This is a genomic window from Bacillus methanolicus (genome assembly GCF_028888695.1).
Taxonomy (GTDB): Bacteria; Bacillota; Bacilli; order Bacillales; family Cytobacillaceae; genus Bacillus_Z; species Bacillus_Z methanolicus_B.
In genome coordinates this window covers 1,139,464-1,156,557 of the sequence record NZ_PNFF01000001.1, presented here as the reverse complement: position 1 = coordinate 1,156,557, position 17,094 = coordinate 1,139,464, and the positions used below count along the sequence as shown (strand labels likewise).

Annotated in this window: 12 protein-coding genes and 4 pseudogenes; 13 read left to right on the top strand and 3 right to left on the bottom strand. The window is 38.3% G+C overall.

Features of this window, described 5'->3' with window-relative positions:
- Positions 1–97 precede the first annotated feature (97 nt).
- Entirely contained in the window at positions 98–733 is a 636-nt protein-coding gene (locus C0966_RS05760; RefSeq protein WP_274854238.1) for a spore coat protein, read from the top strand.
- 65 nt (positions 734–798) lie between these two features.
- Here C0966_RS05760 and C0966_RS05755 read toward each other — a convergent pair.
- Positions 799–1,816 (bottom strand): annotated as a pseudogene (locus C0966_RS05755) (APC family permease); the annotation flags it as partial.
- A 1-nt stretch (position 1,817) separates the two neighbouring features.
- On the opposite strand from C0966_RS05755, the pseudogene C0966_RS05750 reads away from it, so the two are divergent.
- Positions 1,818–3,224, top strand: a pseudogene (locus C0966_RS05750) (amino acid permease).
- A 263-nt stretch (positions 3,225–3,487) separates the two neighbouring features.
- Positions 3,488–4,852 carry an adenosylmethionine--8-amino-7-oxononanoate transaminase gene (gene bioA / locus C0966_RS05745; RefSeq protein WP_274854236.1) on the top strand — a complete coding sequence of 455 codons (1,365 nt, stop codon included), beginning with the start codon at positions 3,488–3,490 and terminating at the stop codon, positions 4,850–4,852.
- Between the two features lie 321 nt (positions 4,853–5,173).
- On the opposite strand, the gene C0966_RS05740 is transcribed toward bioA, so the two are convergent.
- Positions 5,174–5,371, bottom strand: a complete 198-nt coding sequence (locus C0966_RS05740; RefSeq protein ID WP_274854235.1) for a cold-shock protein — start codon at positions 5,369–5,371, stop codon at positions 5,174–5,176.
- 487 nt (positions 5,372–5,858) lie between these two features.
- Here C0966_RS05740 and C0966_RS05735 point away from each other — a divergent pair, with 487 nt between their 5' ends.
- The 4 genes and pseudogenes from C0966_RS05735 (at position 5,859) to C0966_RS05720 (ending at position 10,333) form a co-directional block, all read left to right on the top strand.
- Complete coding sequence (locus C0966_RS05735) at positions 5,859–6,224, top strand: hypothetical protein (RefSeq protein WP_274854234.1); 366 nt, start codon at positions 5,859–5,861, stop codon at positions 6,222–6,224.
- A gap of 452 nt (positions 6,225–6,676) precedes the next feature.
- A complete protein-coding gene (locus C0966_RS05730; RefSeq protein WP_274854233.1) occupies positions 6,677–7,132 on the top strand; it encodes a CoxG family protein in 456 nt (151 codons plus the stop codon).
- A 265-nt stretch (positions 7,133–7,397) separates the two neighbouring features.
- Positions 7,398–8,791: pseudogene (locus C0966_RS05725) on the top strand (amino acid permease).
- 642 nt (positions 8,792–9,433) lie between these two features.
- A complete protein-coding gene (locus C0966_RS05720; RefSeq protein ID WP_274854232.1) occupies positions 9,434–10,333 on the top strand; it encodes a DMT family transporter in 900 nt (299 codons plus the stop codon).
- A gap of 145 nt (positions 10,334–10,478) precedes the next feature.
- Here the strand turns inward: C0966_RS05720 and C0966_RS05715 are convergent, their stop codons facing one another.
- Positions 10,479–11,063 carry a beta-class carbonic anhydrase gene (locus C0966_RS05715; RefSeq protein ID WP_274854231.1) on the bottom strand — a complete coding sequence of 195 codons (585 nt, stop codon included), beginning with the start codon at positions 11,061–11,063 and terminating at the stop codon, positions 10,479–10,481.
- A 330-nt stretch (positions 11,064–11,393) separates the two neighbouring features.
- Between C0966_RS05715 and C0966_RS05710 the strand changes: the two genes are divergently transcribed.
- The 6 genes and pseudogenes from C0966_RS05710 (at position 11,394) to C0966_RS05685 (ending at position 17,083) form a co-directional block, all read left to right on the top strand.
- The gene (locus tag C0966_RS05710; protein ID WP_274854230.1) at positions 11,394–11,966 is read left to right on the top strand and encodes a DJ-1/PfpI family protein; all 573 of its coding nucleotides are present in this window, start codon (positions 11,394–11,396) and stop codon (positions 11,964–11,966) included.
- 324 nt (positions 11,967–12,290) lie between these two features.
- On the top strand, positions 12,291–13,064 hold the full coding sequence (locus C0966_RS05705; protein ID WP_274854229.1) for an inositol monophosphatase family protein: 774 nt from the start codon (positions 12,291–12,293) through the stop codon (positions 13,062–13,064).
- Between the two features lie 365 nt (positions 13,065–13,429).
- A pseudogene (locus C0966_RS05700) lies at positions 13,430–14,290 on the top strand (methionine ABC transporter ATP-binding protein); the annotation flags it as partial.
- Positions 14,232–14,882 (top strand): methionine ABC transporter permease, encoded by a 651-nt coding sequence (locus tag C0966_RS05695; RefSeq protein WP_274854227.1) that lies wholly within the window; start codon positions 14,232–14,234, stop codon positions 14,880–14,882. The pseudogene C0966_RS05700 and the gene C0966_RS05695, both read left to right, overlap by 59 nt.
- A 30-nt stretch (positions 14,883–14,912) precedes the next feature.
- Positions 14,913–15,440, top strand: a complete 528-nt coding sequence (locus C0966_RS05690; RefSeq protein ID WP_274854225.1) for a GNAT family N-acetyltransferase — start codon at positions 14,913–14,915, stop codon at positions 15,438–15,440.
- A gap of 290 nt (positions 15,441–15,730) precedes the next feature.
- Entirely contained in the window at positions 15,731–17,083 is a 1,353-nt protein-coding gene (locus tag C0966_RS05685; RefSeq protein ID WP_274854224.1) for an LLM class flavin-dependent oxidoreductase, read from the top strand.
- Positions 17,084–17,094: the final 11 nt, after the last annotated feature.

Genomic DNA, 17,094 nt, shown 5'->3' with positions numbered 1-17,094 from the left:
AACATGTATCGTTTTTTGGAACATGTAAGAATAAATCACGATGAGATAAAACATAATAACAACGTACGTTTTATTATAAAAGGAGGAGTGATTTTAAGTGGTAAATCAACAGGGCCAAATGCATCAAAATATGCAAACAGGCAATATTCCGCAGCAACTGAATCATGGAGGGCATGAACTATTTGATGTACATGAAGTTTTATCAGGATCCATTGGCACTTTAAACACATACACGTTGTTGCGCCAATTTGTAAAAGACCAGGAATTAGCTGATATTATGGATCGCCAATATCGTTTTTTACAAGATGAGTACAACATAACATTAGAATGTTTTAAAACTGGAAGAGATCCTTCAAAACAGACACAAAGCTATAAAATGAAGCAAGGGAATGATTTCGTTTACGGATTAAAACCTTCCCAGCCAAAAAAACCGATACAATCTGCTTCGGAAATAAATGAAGAAATCGTTTCAGGTTTCTTGCTGGGAGCCTTAAAATCGTTGGCTTCAATGAAGACAATGGCTGCACTGGAAACAACGAATCCAGTTGTTCGCAGAGTGCTGGCTGACTCAGTGCCAAACTGTATAGAGATGGCTTATGAAGTTAACATTTATCAAAACAAACATCATTACTATCAAGTACCACAACTTGCCCAGCAAGACATGCAGCAAATATTAAACTCCTACGCACCTGCCCAAGGTCAGCCGCCGATGCAAAATAATATGACTCATTAAAAATGTAAATGGAGCGCCTAGGAACAGCGCTCCATTTTCTTATCATTTTTTTGTTCACATTCGTGTCAACTGGCTTTTGCTATTGTTTTCGCTTGAGCTTTAGACTTTGCTTTTAAATAAATTGGCAGTCCGATTAAAGTAATACACAAGGATATTAGCGCATCCAATGGACTATTTACCAATGCACTTCCTACAATGTAAACCGCACCAAGCAATTATAGGTGTAATGGGATATAAAGGCACTTTATATAAATGATCATTTTCTGTATTATTTTTGCGAAGCAAGAAAACAGCATAAAAGGCTAAACCGTAAAATGTGAAGACCGAAAAAATGGCAATATCAGAAAGACGATCAGGGTTCCCTAAAGTCATCATTAATATTGCAATAACCATTTGGGAAATTGTTGCCCCAACAGGTGTTTTAAATTTAGGGTGTATCCATGAAATCGACCTTGAACCAGGAAGAAAACCGTCTTCAGCCATCGCAAACGGAATTCTCGGGAAGGTAAGTACTTTCCCATTTAGACAACCGAAAATAGATATAAGAATTCCTATTGTTAATAGTTTTCCACCCATATCTCCAAATAGCTTAGTTGCCGCAGCCTCAGCAGCATTGGGTCCAAGTTCAACAATTTGATTTGCCGGCAATACATGAAGCATGGCAATGTTTACAGATAAATAAGCAATGATTACTACCATGATTCCTGAGATAATGGCTTTTGGAAGTGTTTTCGCAGGGTTTTTCATCTCACCCGCCATAAATCCAACATTCATCCAGCCGTCATAAGCCCAAAGGGTTGCCAAAACAGCAGCACCCATACTAATTTCATGGGAAATTCCACTTTCCATATTAAAAACAGGAAATTCACCTTGCGAAATTCCGAATAATGCTATTAAAACGATAGGTATAAGCTTCCCAATTGTAGATAAACCTTGAATAAAACCCCCAAACTGGGTTCCTAAAATGTTTAATATACCAAGGAAAACAACAGTAATAATCCCGATAATTATTTTACTGTTTTCTGCTAGACCAAAAAAACCGGCGAGCAGAGAGCCAAAGTATAATCCGAGAGCTCCAATTACAATGGATTTATTTCGTAAAAAGCCAATCGGCAGTGAATTTTCAAATAATTCACTAAAAAGGGCATTGGGTGCTATGGATCTTACAATGCTAGGTGTTGGAGCGATCATAGGGACGGGAATATTCGTGCTGACAGGAGTAGCCGCAGCAAAATATGCCGGCCCAGCCTTAATCATTTCATTTATTATCGCAGGACTGGCTTGCGCTTTTGCAGCATTATGTTATTCAGTATTTGCTTCTATGATCCCTGAATCAGGGAGTGCATATACGTATAGCTATGTTGCATTTGGTGAGATATTTGCTTGGATTTTAGGCTGGGACCTGGTACTTGAATATGGTCTTGCCGCTTCAGCGGTGGCAAGTGGATGGTCCGGATATTTTAAATCATTATTATCAGGATTTGGGATTCATATCCCAACTGCTTTATCCAGTGCATATGATCCTGCAAAAGGCACCTTGGTTGATTTGCCTGCTATCATCATAGTACTTTTAGTAACTTTTCTTCTTTCCAGGGGAGTAAAAGAATCTGTTAAGTTTAATTTCATAATGGTTATTGTCAAAATTGCAGTCGTACTTCTTTTCATTATTATAGGTGTTTGGTACGTTAAACCAACTAATTGGACTCCATTCATGCCTTTTGGATTTTCAGGTGTAGTTACCGGTGCTGCCGTAGTTATTTTTGCATACTTTGGTTTTGACGCGGTATCTACAGCAGCTGAAGAAGTGAAAAATCCTCAGCGCAATCTTCCAATCGGCATTATTTCAGCACTAACGATTTGTACGATTCTGTATATTGTCGTATCTTTAATTCTCACGGGGATTGTGCCTTATGAGTTGCTAAACGTGAAAGATCCAGTTGCATTTGCGTTGCAGTTTATTCAACAAGATTGGGCAGCCGGATTTATTTCGCTTGGAGCAATTGTTGGAATTACAACTGTTCTAATCGTAATGATGTTCGGACAAACGCGCTTGTTCTATTCAATTAGCAGGGACGGACTTCTTCCAAAGGCTTTGTCATCTGTTCATCCGAAATCACAAGTTCCGGCCGCAAGTACAAAGATAACAGCCCTCTTAGTTTCGATCTTTGCCGGTTTTGTTCCCCTAGACAAATTAGCCGAGTTGACGAATATAGGCACATTATTTGCTTTCGCAACTGTTTCGTTAGGAGTTGCTGTACTGCGTAAAACACAACCCGATTTAAAACGCGGATTTAGAACGCCATTAGTTCCTTTTATTCCCGCAGTATCAGTGATTTTATGTGTTTATCTAATGCTCTAGCTTTCCGCCTTTACTTGGATGGGATTCCTTGTTTGGCTGACAATAGGTCTTGTCATTTACTTTACCTATGGTTATAGAAACAGCAAATTAAATCATCAACAACAAACGAAAGAAAAATTTAGTTGGAACTGACTGATTATTAATCTCCTGATATGAGTGTTGCAGTTGCAATTGCTTTTATCAGGGGATTTTTTTTGATTCACATGAAAAAATAAGTTGAAGGGTATTTGAAAACAATGTCCGGGAATACATCTTTTGCAAGAAGCGGAGGAATGGGTTAAGTTTTATCAACTAAAGATTTTAAATTGTAGAGATTATAATCTTTTGGTATCATTTATATTGTTAACCTTCATTACTTTGTGGTTAACAATATAAAATCAGGAGTGAGTACATATATGACAGGAGAAACGCTTAGTTACGATGAACTTGCCGAAAAAAATAAGCGTTACTTGTGGCACCCTTTTACACAGATGAAAGAGTATATAGAGGACGATCCGGTCATCATTGCCAGCGGAGATGGCCGGAAGCTTCGCGATGTCCAAGGCAACGAGTATTGGGATGGTGTATCTTCCATTTGGCTGAATGTACATGGTCACCGTGTACCGGAGCTAGATCAGGCAATCCGGGATCAATTGGATAAAATTGCTCATTCTACATTGCTTGGTATGGCTAATATACCGGCCATTCTTCTCGCTGAGAAACTCATTCAATTAATGCCACCAGGTTTGGCTAAAGTCTTTTACTCTGATTCCGGTGCAACCGCTGTCGAGATTGCTATTAAGATGGCCTTTCAGTACTGGCAGCATAAAGGTCAACCGCAGAAACAGCGCTTTATTACAATGAAGGAAGCTTATCATGGAGACACGATTGGCGCCGTATCTGTTGGAGCAATTGATATTTATCATAAAGCTTATTCGAATTTACTTTTCGGTTCAATAAAAGTTCCTTATCCATATGTATACCGTTCTCCGATTGAAGGGGATGAACAAGAGCAAACAAAGTTTTTCCTATCCGAACTGGAAAAAACACTTCAAGCTTATCATCAAGAAACAGCGGCATTGATCATCGAACCGATCGTTCAAGGAGCAAGTGGAATTATTGTCATGCCGGAAGGGTACTTGCGCGGTGTGCGTGAATTATGTTCGAAATACAATGTTTTGATGATCGCCGATGAAGTAGCAACGGGGTTCGGACGTACTGGCCGTTTATTCGCGTGCAACCATGAGGAGGTTACACCTGATATTTTGACAGCCGGAAAAGGCCTTACAGGCGGTTATCTTCCGGTGGCCATCACGGTAACAACGGATGATATTTATGAAGCTTTTCTAGGAGACTATGAAGAGTTAAAGACGTTTTTCCACGGCCATAGCTACACCGGGAACCAACTAGGCTGTGCTGTAGCCATTGCGAATATTGATTTAATAGAGAAAAAGAATCTCATTCACGAAGTTGAACGAAACTCTCAATACATCGCTAATCGCTTGCAAGAATTCCGCCAGCTACGCCATGTCGGTGATATTCGACAAAAAGGATTTATGATTGGACTTGAGCTTGTCGTCGATCGCAATACAAAGGAACCTTATAAATGGTCTGATCGGATAGGGGTCCGAGTGTGCAGGCGAGCCAGGGAATTAGGTATGCTCATTCGACCGCTTGGAAATGTTGTCGTCTTCATGCCGCCGCTTGCTTCAACCGTAGAGGAGTTAGACTCCATGCTGGATATTCTGTACAAATCGATCAAAGAGGTTACGGAAAAATGATTTTCGATTTAGAACTTGAACGATTCAAAGAAAGAATTGATAGAATGAAAACATCTTGAACCGGCTTAAATTTTATCATCCAATCAAGTGATGAACAAGGAAAATGAGACAAGAAAAAGTACGAAAAAGGAATAAATTAGCACTCTCGATCGATAAAACCCATCATTTATAAGCTAAAAAACGGCTCTTTTTACGAAAAAAATAATCATTGAGACAACGTAACGAATCTAAGACATTCTTCTGCTTTAACAAATTTGTACTTTCAAAATAACATCAAAAAAGGACTCTAAAAAATAGAGTCCTTTGCAAACTAAGCTCAAATTACTTTTGAACGTTAGCAGCTTGTGGGCCGCGAGCGCCTTGCTCGATATTAAAAGTAACTGTTTGACCTTCCTCAAGTGATTTGAAGCCATCGCCTTGAATTGCAGAAAAGTGTACAAATACATCTTCGCCACCTTCTACTTCGATAAAACCGAAACCTTTTTCAGCATTAAACCATTTAACTTTACCTTGAACCATAATGAGCCTCCTGCGTGGATGTTCCACGATTGTATATTACTATCCTTGCTCAAACATAATCCTTCAAGACGAAACCCCTTTTATAGAAAGTCTTTCTTTAAGTTTATCCGAACAAAAATAATTAACTTAAGTGTATCAGCCTAATCAAATAAAAGCAAGGAATTTCTTAGAAAATAATTTATTACTTAATTTCAACGATCTATTACATTTTCCAAGAAATTATTTTATATGTAGCTTATATGTTTGGTTTATGAAATTTTATTGATTTTGATGAATCCAATAATCTCGGAAGCGTCTACATTTCAAATTCTAACTCTGTTTAATTTTTCGCTTTTTCTTATTCTTTTCATTTAATAGTGGTAGCAACTGGAAATGAAGGGTATACTAGAAGAGAATGATTCAATTCGTTGTTCATTGTGATGTTTTGATTCATTGTTCCATCAAATCCATTCCAGGAGTATAAGGACCAAGAGAAAGGATGACCAATGTGACAATAAAGTTATACCAAGCAAAAGCAGGCGACGGGATCAAAAAGAGGGGGATTAAGAGATCGGATTCTTTCTTCCGTACTCCAGAAGAAGCAGTTTCTGAAGCGCTCGGCCTAAAGGAAAGGATAGACAAAAAATATAAGAACGAAATCAAATGGGATTACGATGGAAAAATAACAGGTTCGATCAAAAAAATGAAAATTTTGAGAGGATATTTAGATGGGAACCGCGAATCTCTTCCTTTTTATCTTGAAATTTTATCGATTGAACAAAAAGATGTTCCAACCGTTTCTCCTTTAAAACCAAAAAAGATGTCGGTTGAGGATCAAAAAGTCTTAGACAGTGTGGTACGGTTGTTTAAGTGAACTATCCCCACTTAGCTAACGATTGAAGTGGTGGCTTCTCAGTTCCACGACGAAAGCAACCTTTCATCTCCCTGAGCGTTACTTCCCGCTGTTCCAGCGGTAGATGTCCGGCAAATCGGAAGTTCTTTTGTACCTTGGATATTTTACGCATGGAAGGATATAGCATGGTTTTCGCATTTGATTTCTCCATGCAACCCCAAAAATCCAGTTATCAAAGAACATTATATATATTATAGCTCATTTGTTCTATTTTTAGAAATATTTTGGCTTACGCTAACCGACATTCATCTACCACTTACTCATTGGGCTAAAGCCCTTCTCATTCCTTGAAGTGCGAGACTTCTGTCGGGATTAGATTAAAACATTTCCCCGCTCAAAATTTTGGTACTAAGAGACAAGTCTATACACATAGTTTGTTTTGAATACTTTTACCAAAGAGAGGGGAATAACAAATGCCAAATGGTGTACATTTTATAGACATTCCTGTGCCAATTCAAGATGTTTGGGATTTTGTAAGTCGATTGGATAAATGGGCACCGCTAGTGCCGGGATACATGATCCATGAAATCCTGAATGACCGGCAGTCAACGTGGACGTTTGTAGGCGACCTCGGAATTATGAAAAAAGAGATTAGTATGAAAGTAGACATTACGGATTGGAAGGAGCCAACTGAAGTAGTATTTGATTTAACAGGTTTAAATGAGAACTTCATCGGAGGCGGATTTTTCAAAGCGGAAGCACTTAGTGCCAATCTCACGAGAATGACCGGCTGCCTTGATATTACAGCAAAAGGATTGAAAGGACCGGTGGCAAACGGGCTTCTCAAATCATACATTCCGCAAACAGCGAAAGAGTTAACAGAAGCCGTAGCTGAAAAAATAGCAGCCGATAAGAAAGTGAAAGCTTGATTGAAATAATTTTTTTATTAAAAAATCATTTCGATGCCCACGGAAGTTGGAGTATCAACATTTTTATTAAATTTATGAAATGGACCGGTTGGAAATTTCGCCGGTCTTTTCTATTGTCAATTAAAATATATGTTGCAAGTTCAATTTGTATCTTTATTCATAATATTGGATATTAATTCTACTTTTTCAACAGACGACATTATGCTAAAATAATCTTAACTTTTTTTCTTTCAGATTTTAAACGCTTACAAAAAGGAGGACATCTATGAATGCTTTTTTCAGAAAAAAATCGATTGATCAATTGCAACGGGAAGGTGCGAAGAACACCGGGTTAAAACGAGTATTAGGATTATGGCAACTTACCGCGATTGGTTTAGGTGGTATTATTGGTGTAGGTATCTTCGTATTGACCGGCGTAGCAGCTGCTGAACATTCGGGACCTGCAGTAACCTTATCATTCATTATTGCCGGACTGGCTAGTGCAGCAGCAGCACTGTGTTATGCTGAATTTGCCGGTTTAATACCTGTCTAAGGAAGCGCTTACACTTATAGTTATGCTGTACTAGGAGAATTAGCAGCATGGCTCATTGGATGGGATTTATTACTCGAATATACATTAGTTGTCGCCGTTGTAGCCATTGGATGGTCTGGTTACATGCAAGAAATTCTTCAACAAATTGGAATACACATTCCTGTATGGGCACAAGGTGCTCCGGGTACAGGAGCTGGTCACAAAGTAGACTTGATTGCAATGATTGTCAGTCTTGCCATTGCTGGTTTGCTTTACGTAGGTATCGAATGGGGTTCTAAATTTAATAACCTAATGGTTGTCATTAAGTTAAGCATTATTTTGGTAGTGATTGCTGTAGGAAGTTTCTTTGTTGATACAGCTAACTGGCATCCTTTTATGCCTTTTGGTTTTGATGGTGTAATGAGCGGGGCAGCCCTCGTATTTTTTGCAGTATTTGGCTATGACACCTTGACTACAGCGGCAGAAGAGGCGAAAAATCCGCAGCGTGATCTGCCGAGAGCTGTCGTCGTTTCTTTGCTTATCGCGTTATGCCTGTATGTCGGGATGTCTCTCGTTATAACAGGTATGGCACCGTATCATACACTCAATAATGCGGCGCCGGTAGCCAAAGTATTTAGTGATGTCGGCTTGAACTGGATCACTTTGATCATATCTGCTGCTATTGCAGGTATTCTGTCTGTTCTATTTTCTTTTATGCTCGCCGGTTCACGCATATGGTTTGCCATGAGCCGCGACGGTTTATTGCCAAAATGGTTTATGAAGGTTCACCATAAATATAAAACACCATACCGTCCAACCTTAATTATTGGAGTTATTACTGCTATTGTCTCAGGGGTTACCCCTATAAGCGAAGTAGCCGAACTAGTTAACATCGGAACTCTGTCGGCGTTTATCTTAATTTGTTCATCCATCATCGTGCTCAGAGTAAAACGGCCAGAACTCAAAAGAACTTTTAAAACACCATTTGTTCCGGTAATACCTTTGATTGGAATTGGTTTTTCAATCTACCTGATTATCAGTTTGCCTAAATTACTTGGATTCGCTTCTTCGTTTGGATGATTCTAGGTTTTGTTATTTATGTATTATACGGTAAGAGAAAGAGCAACTTAGCGCAAAGTGATCATTAAAGATACCTAATTGAAATGATCGTGCTGTCTTGAAAAAAAGGGCAGACTTATAAGGGTCTGACTCCCTCCGAAGATGACAATATATAGAATAGTTGTGTTAATCTATATGTTGTATTGGAGGGGTCTGTCCCTTTTTTATATGGTCATTGAACTTGTTAAATGCAAGCTATTTGTTTAATAATTAAAGTACTGGATGTTACCAATACCTTTTTCACTATAAAGCATAGGAGGATCATAAGAATAGTTTATTACAAATCTTTCTATACTTATCGATTCCAGTTTGTGCTATTATTTGATCATGAAAATCTTTCGTATCACTAAATTTTAAAAAGAAAATAATAGGATTGGATGATACTGAATGGAATTAAAAACATGTGGAATGATGCCCGTTATTTTGTATGGGGTTTCATTATTATAGATTCTAAAGAATTGGTATTGTGAATTAGAATCTTCCTGATAGCAACTATACAGCGGCAATATTGGCCGCTTATTTCTTTTGTAAAAAGCAAGTAATTTCAAGGAACGAAAATAATGATGGAGTAAGACAAAGTTAGAGATGAAGTTTGATATGAAAAATGGTAGAAAAATATGATGAATTTTTTAAGAGATTCTGCAAGAAACAAAGAGAAGAGGTTAACAAACATGATTAGCAAAAAATATGCTTACATCCTTCTTGTTTTAGCCAATATGATATGGGGCGGGAATTTTGTTATAGGACGTATCGCAGGAGATTACTTGCCACCCATTACTTTTTCTTTGCTAAGGTGGCTGATCGCTTTTTTGTTTCTGACTCCGTTTCTCATCAAAAAATTGAAAGCAGACCTGAAAATTCTCTGGAGCCATAAATGGGTTCTCCTTTTTTTAACGGTTACTGGAATTTCAGGATATAATACGATCATTTATTTTGCCTTACATTATACTACGTCCATAAATGCGTCCGTAGTAAATTCAACGACTCCGATGTTTATCGCTGTTTTTTCTGTTTTCATTCTAAAAGAAAGGCTCTCACTTATCCAGGCAGCCGGGATCGGCCTCTCTATTTTAGGAATTGTTTTTATTCTTTCAAAAGGATCGATAGAATCATTAGAGACCCTCTCTTTTAATATGGGCGATCTATTCGTTTTGGTTGCAGTTATCTGCTGGAGTTTATATTCGATCATCATAAAAAAATATTCAACAATCTTGCCAGCCTTCACGACGTTATATGTCACTTCCTTTTTAGGGGTCATCATACTGTTTCCATTAAGCATGTTTGAACTTAACCAGCCAGGTGTTTCTGTTTTATTTACACCTAATTCAATTCTAATTTTGTTCTATGTAGGAATTTTAGCTTCAATTGTTGCGTTCCTTTCATGGAATTCAGGGGTATCGATCGTGGGAGCAGCAAAATCAGGTATTTTTCTAAACTTGCTCCCAGTTTTCGCAGCCTTATTTGCAACAACGTTTACAAAAGAATCATTGTTGTGGTATCAAATTATCGGCGGCTGTATTGTTATTATTGGTGTATTACTGTCTTCAAAAACATCTCCCAAAGTTAATTAACATATTTTTCGCTTCGAAAGCCGATCATAATTCTTAATATCCTGGCGAAAAAACCGGGCATCCGCCCGGTTTTGTTCGTGGTGAGCTAATAAGAATAATTCAAAATCATAGTTTCGATTTGTACAGACAATAAATGAACGAAAGATCAGATGGCTGCCCGGCCAATTCGGTTAGCTTCAGGCACTTCAATCAGACGACCGCTTTTCACATCGTATATATAACCGTAGATCGCAATGTTTTTTGGAACAAGAGGATGGAAACGGATCCGTTCAACATCGTCGATAACACTCTGTTCAAGATTGTTGATCGTCAAGAATTCAATGTATTCTCCCGCTCTGGAACCGGGCCCTTTTCCAACGTCTCGCCATTTATCCCCATCGAACTCGGCTGTTTCCAAACTGTTGGCAAGTAAATCGCGGATCACTTCATTGGTAAACGTCTCCATCCCGCAATCGGTATGATGAATAACAAACCATTCCCGAGTTCCCAACAACTTGTAGGATATGATTAGGGAACGAATCGCATCGTCGCTTGCCCGGCCTCCGGCATTTCGAATCACATGAGCATCACCTTCTGCAAGTCCGGCGAACTTGGCAGGATCGAGGCGCGCGTCCATGCAGGTCAAAATCGCAAATCGACGTTTCGGTGGCATCGCCAGATTCCCTTTATCCCCGAAATCAGCAGCATATGTATCATTCGCAGCCAACACTTCTTTCAAAATTTCGCTCATTACCGTCACCCTTCCTAAAATATTTTTATAAATCTTATCGGTTTACTAGGATTATAATATGCAGTTGTCCTAGCGTCAATTAGGATGCAATTATTTTTTTGTATCTCTAAGATGCTTTTTATTATTCATTTTTATTTTAAATATTTAGAAAATTTAGTATTATATACAAAAAGGAGGTTTCAGTTTAATTAAAAAATGTATTAAAGTTTCCTAGAAGCAGGTTTTAATCTGCCTTCTGCCAAAGAAGCCAGCTCCGTAATGAGATTATGGTGGTTTCAGGAATGCATCTGCGTTTTTGAAATAAATTCAATGAAGGAAAGGTGATTAAGGATGAGTAAAAATGTTCTAATTTTAGCAGGTGACGCTGTAGAGGCTTTGGAAGTATTTTATCCTTACTACCGTTGTCTTGAAGAAAATATCAATTGCACGATCGCTTCACCGGTGAAAAAAAAGCTTCAAACAGTTATTCACGATTTCATTCCGGAAATGGAAACCTACACAGAAAAATGGGGGTATATAATTGAGTCTCATGCCTCTGTTGATGAAATTAACCCTGCAGATTTTGACGGTCTAATTATACCTGGTGGACGTGCACCTGAATACATTCGTTTGAATACAAAAGTGCAAGAAATTGCAGCTCATTTTCTAAAGGAAAATAAGCCGCTTGGCGTCATCTGCCATGGGCAGCTTGTTCTAACTACGGTTCGTCAGTACATTAAAGGTAGAGAATTGACTGCATATAATGCTTGTCGTCCTGAAGTAGAGGCTTCCGGAGCAACTTATATTGAAAAAATGTTACATGTTGATGGTAATATTGTTTCAGGGCATGCTTGGCCGGATTTACCTGGTTTTATGAAAGAATTCTTTAAACTTTTGTATGCAAAAGAGACAGCGAATGTTTAAATAGATAAAAAAAGACTGTGAGAAAACTATATCTCACAGTCTTTTTTAGTTTTTGACCCTTTTTGTATTTAGGAGAAAACGTTTAGGAATCCTCTCTCATTTCAATAGAAAGGATATGAAAGCATGCGTTAATTTGTTTTTATCACATCATTCAACAGGCATTTTAGAGTTTATAAGCTGCTCTAAGATATTTTTTGTTCATGAAACGTATCGGTAATTCGAATATTCTGATAGACTAGGAAAAGAAGATAAAATGCGTATGTTTGTCTTTATCAAGCTATTTCCTTGTCTGCACAAAAAACAAATACGAAAGGATTGTTTTCGATGCAACTCGAATGGAACCAAATTCTCCAGCATATTAAACAATGGGTCAAAGAAGCGGGTGAAGAACAATTACGCCGGCAGGATCAACCTGGAAAAATCAATGAAAAAAGTGCGGCGATTGACCTTGTCACCGAAATGGACATCTGGACAGAAAACTTTCTTTTAAATAAGATTCGTCAACATTATCCCGGTCATTCGATTTTGACGGAAGAATCGGGTATACATAATGGGGAAGAAGGATATAAGTGGGTGATTGATCCGATTGATGGTACAACGAATTATGCGCACGGTTTTCCGCTTTTTTGTATTTCCATTGCCGTACAACAAAACGGTGACACAGTGATCGGCGTTGTCTATGTTCCGGCATTAGACGAGCTTTATGAAGCGGTGAAAGGTCAGGGTGCATTCTTAAACGGTCGGCCGATTCAAGTATCATCAAGAGAAAAATTGAATCAGTCCGTTGTGACGACAGGTTTTCCTTATGACCGGGCAACAGACCCGAACAATAATGTCCGACATTTTGTGAATGTGGTTACAAAAGTTAGGGATATTCGCAGAACTGGAAGTGCTGCTTATGATTTGTGTCAAGTTGCAGCCGGCCGTTTCGACGGATACTGGGAGTTAAAATTAAATCCATGGGACATCGAAGCAGGAATGCTGTTGGTTAATGAAGCAAAAGGGAAATCAAGAGCAGTTAAACAAGAAAAAGGTTATTACGTTCTTGCAGGTAATCCGCATATTTTTGAAATTTTGGATGGTCTGATTGATGAATAATCGGACATGAATCATGCAAAAAATCTAACTGAAAAAACTTTTAGATGAATATTCTATGGAATGAGCCTGATCCAAGCGACAATGACAGATGTTTTTGACTTTTTTAAACATATCGACAATATTTAAGTAGTTAAAATTCCAAAAATTGTGTTGACAAAAAATTTAGTGTTTGCTATATTTTCTGTTAAGATTGATCAATCTTAACAGTTTTGTTTGACTTAAGTCAAGTATGTAAAATAACCCTAAATTTTATAAAAAAATCGACCAGACAACTGGAGACAAAAACTAAGAGTGCTTTCTAGCCTCTAGTTTTTTTTATTTTATTAAACCTAGTAAAACGGTATGTTTAATCAGAAATAAACAAAAATGAATTGCGCCAAGCGAAAAAGAATATTGGAATGATTTTTCAACATTTTAATTTGCTCGAATCCAAAACTGTGTTCGATAACGTAGCAATGCCTCTAGTTTTAAGTAAAAAACCGAAAAAGGAAATCAAACTGCGAGTGGAGGAACTGCTTCGATTTGTAGGCCTAGAAGATAAAATAGAGAATTATCCTAATCAGCTTTCAGGAGGACAAAAGCAGAGGGTTGGTATTGCCCGCGCCTTAGCAACAAATCCTTCTATTTTATTATGTGATGAAGCAACCTCGGCACTTGATCCGCAGACGACAGAGTCTATTCTACAGTTACTCAAAAAAATTAATGAAGAATATCGAATTACGATTTTAATCATTACACATGAAATGGAAGTGATCAAACAGATTTGCAATCGGGTAGCCGTCATGGAGGATGGACGAATTATTGAAACGGGGAATGTTTTTGATATTTTTACGAATCCACAGACCGAAACAGCCCGAAATTTTGTTCGTTCTGTCATTCGAGATGAAATTCCGAACAGTGTTTATGACTTGTTAGAAAACAGCGATCGATACAGCAAAATTTATAAAATTGATTTTTTCGGCATAAGTTCCGGAAAACCTGTCATTTCACAAGCGGCCAAACTTTTTGCTGTTGATGTCAATATTTTATTTGGAAACATTACTGAACTTCAAGGAATTCCATTTGGAAATTTGATTGTGGAATTGAGGGGGGCGGAAGAAGAAACTGAACGCGCCCGGGCATACATTTCAGGACAGAATGTCACAATTAGAGAGGTGATTGATCGTGATGGAAGTAAGCATAGAACTGATTCTTCAAGCCTTGTGGGAAACTCTGTACATGGTTAGTGTTTCACTCTTGTTTGGGGCTTTGATTGGAATCCCAATTGGAATTTCGCTTGTTGTTACGAGGAAAGGGCATATTCTTGAAAATCGCTTTGTTTTTTCGATCCTAAATCCAGTAGTTAATATCTTTCGATCGATTCCGTTTATTATTTTACTTGTGGCAATTATTCCGTTTACTAGATTCATAGTCGGTACCTCTATTGGTACAACTGCCGCCATTGTTCCCCTTGTTTTACATATAGGACCATATATGTCTAGACTTGTTGAAAATTCATTGCTCGAGGTTAACGAAGGTATTATCGAGGCAGCTCAGGCAATGGGTGCTACTCCGACACAAATCATTTTCCGGTTTATCATTCCTGAAGCATTTCCTTCACTCATTCTCAGCCTGACAACGGCGACCATTGGATTGATCGGGGCGACTGCGATGGCAGGTGCCATTGGCGGCGGCGGGCTTGGAGACTTGGCAATCACCTATGGCTATCAACGTTTCAGTACGATTACTATTGTGGTCACTGTTGTGATCCTTGTTATCGTTGTTCAGGGAATTCAATCTCTTGGCAATATTCTGGAACGAAAAATCAGAAGAGTTTAAATAAAACAGTCAATAGAGGTGAGATGGTTCGTGGCAGAACAATACCGTTTGGCAACACTTTCAGATGCTGAAGAATTATTATACTTAACACACCGAGCATATGCACCTGTCAGGGAGTTAGGACTCCCTTTCCCAGCTGCGACAGCAAGCCTTGAAATGGTTCAAGACAATATTTATAAAAATGCTGTCTATGTAGCAGAGGATAACAGTGAAATGATCGCAACTATTACAATAATTTATCCATGGGGTCCCACACATGATTCATCAGGTTTACCTTATTTGTGGTGGTTTGCAGTTGAACCGGAACGAAAGAAACAAGGTATTGGTTCACGTCTCTTAACATGGATAGAAGAAACCATCCTAAGAGACACGCTAAAAGCCCCTGCCGTGACATTGGCTACTTCGATTTATCATCCTTGGCTGATTCCGATGTATGAACGAAGAGGTTATGAAAAGGTAAAGAAAGTTGAGCTAGAAAATGACACAGTTTATTTTTTACGAAAGGTATTGAACCATGAATTATTAAAAGAATTAACTGAAAAAGAATCGGTGTCTTAAACTTTGTATCTTAGTTATTTCTAAACGAATAATTGATAATCTATCAATCGGTCAAGCACTACATAAATGGCTTTGGCTTGAAAAAAGGGAGAATTATATATGAAGAAATGGTTTTTACCCCTGCTTTTGATCTTGACATTTGCTTTGACAGGGTGTTTAAGCAATTCATTAAACACAGATGGCGAAAAAGATAGAACTATATTCCGACTTTAGTTAGTTTGGAAGAATTGAGTACGTACAAAGAAACTTTTTAAAAGGAAATAATTCCATACGAAAAAGGAGAGAAGAAAATGGCAAAGGGAAGAAAAATGAAACTTGCGGCATATTTAGTCGGCACAGGTATGCATGTTGCTTCATGGCGGCATCCTGATTCAAGTCCGAAGGCAAGCATCGATGCTTTCTTTTATAAAAAGCTTGCACAAATAGCAGAAAAAGGAAAATTTGATTTTGTATTTATTGCAGATAGTCTAGCAATAAATGCTGAGTCTCATCCCCAGATCCTTAACCGCTTCGATCCAGTGGTAATCATTACAGCTATGGCTGAAGCTACGAAGAAAATCGGCATTGTAGCAACTGCTTCCACTACTTACAACGAACCTTACACACTTGCGCGACAGTTTGCGTCTGTTGATCACGTAAGCGGGGGGAGAGCAGGGTGGAATGTTGTGACTACCGCTGATGCTACAGGAGAGACGGCTCTGAATTTTAGCCGCGAAAAGCACCTTGAACACGACCTTCGTTACGAAAAAGCTGAAGAATTCATTGATGTCGTACAGGGATTATGGGATTCATGGGAAGACGATGCATTCGTATATGATAAGGAATCAGGAACGTTTTATGATCCGGAAAAAGTTCATGAGCTTCATTATAAAGGGAAATTTTTTTCTGTAAAAGGGCCATTGAATATTGCCCGTTCCGTTCAAGGACAGCCTGTTATAGTTCAAGCCGGATCTTCTGAGCCTGGGCAACGTTTAGCTGCAAGAACAGCAGAAGTTGTATTTGCCCAACGGGATAATATTGAGGAAGCAAAAAGGTTTTATAAAAAGCTGAAATCAAGGCTTCCCAAGTATGGTAGAACCGAAGAGGAACTTCACATCCTTCAAGGTATTTCCCCGATTGTTGGTGAAACAGAGGAAATAGCTCTTCAAAAATATAATGATTTACAAAAACTTGTCGATCCTTACGAAGGATTGAAATTCGTATCAGGATACATGGGCAATGTCGATTTCACAAAATACTCGCTCGATACACCTGCATCTGAGGTGGAATTTCCCCCTGTTAACAGTATTCAAAGTCAATTTTATGAAATGAAAAAAATTATTGATGAAGAAAACTTAACGGTTGGCGATCTTTATACAAGATTTTTTGGTCCTGCAAGAAGAGATGGTTTTGTTGGTACACCAAATCAGGTTGCAGATGAAATGGAAAAATGGTTCACTGAAAAAGCTGCTGATGGGTTTATGATTCAATTTCCGTTGTTGCCAAGTCATTTAGAGGATTTTGTAAATCTTGTTATCCCTATTTTGCAGGAAAGAGGCTTATTCCGTCTCGATTATGAAGGAAATACTCTAAGGGATCATTTAGGACTTAATATCCCAAAAAATAGATTTGTTCCAAAAAAGTTGAGTGTGCTTCACAAATAACATGCAGTCTT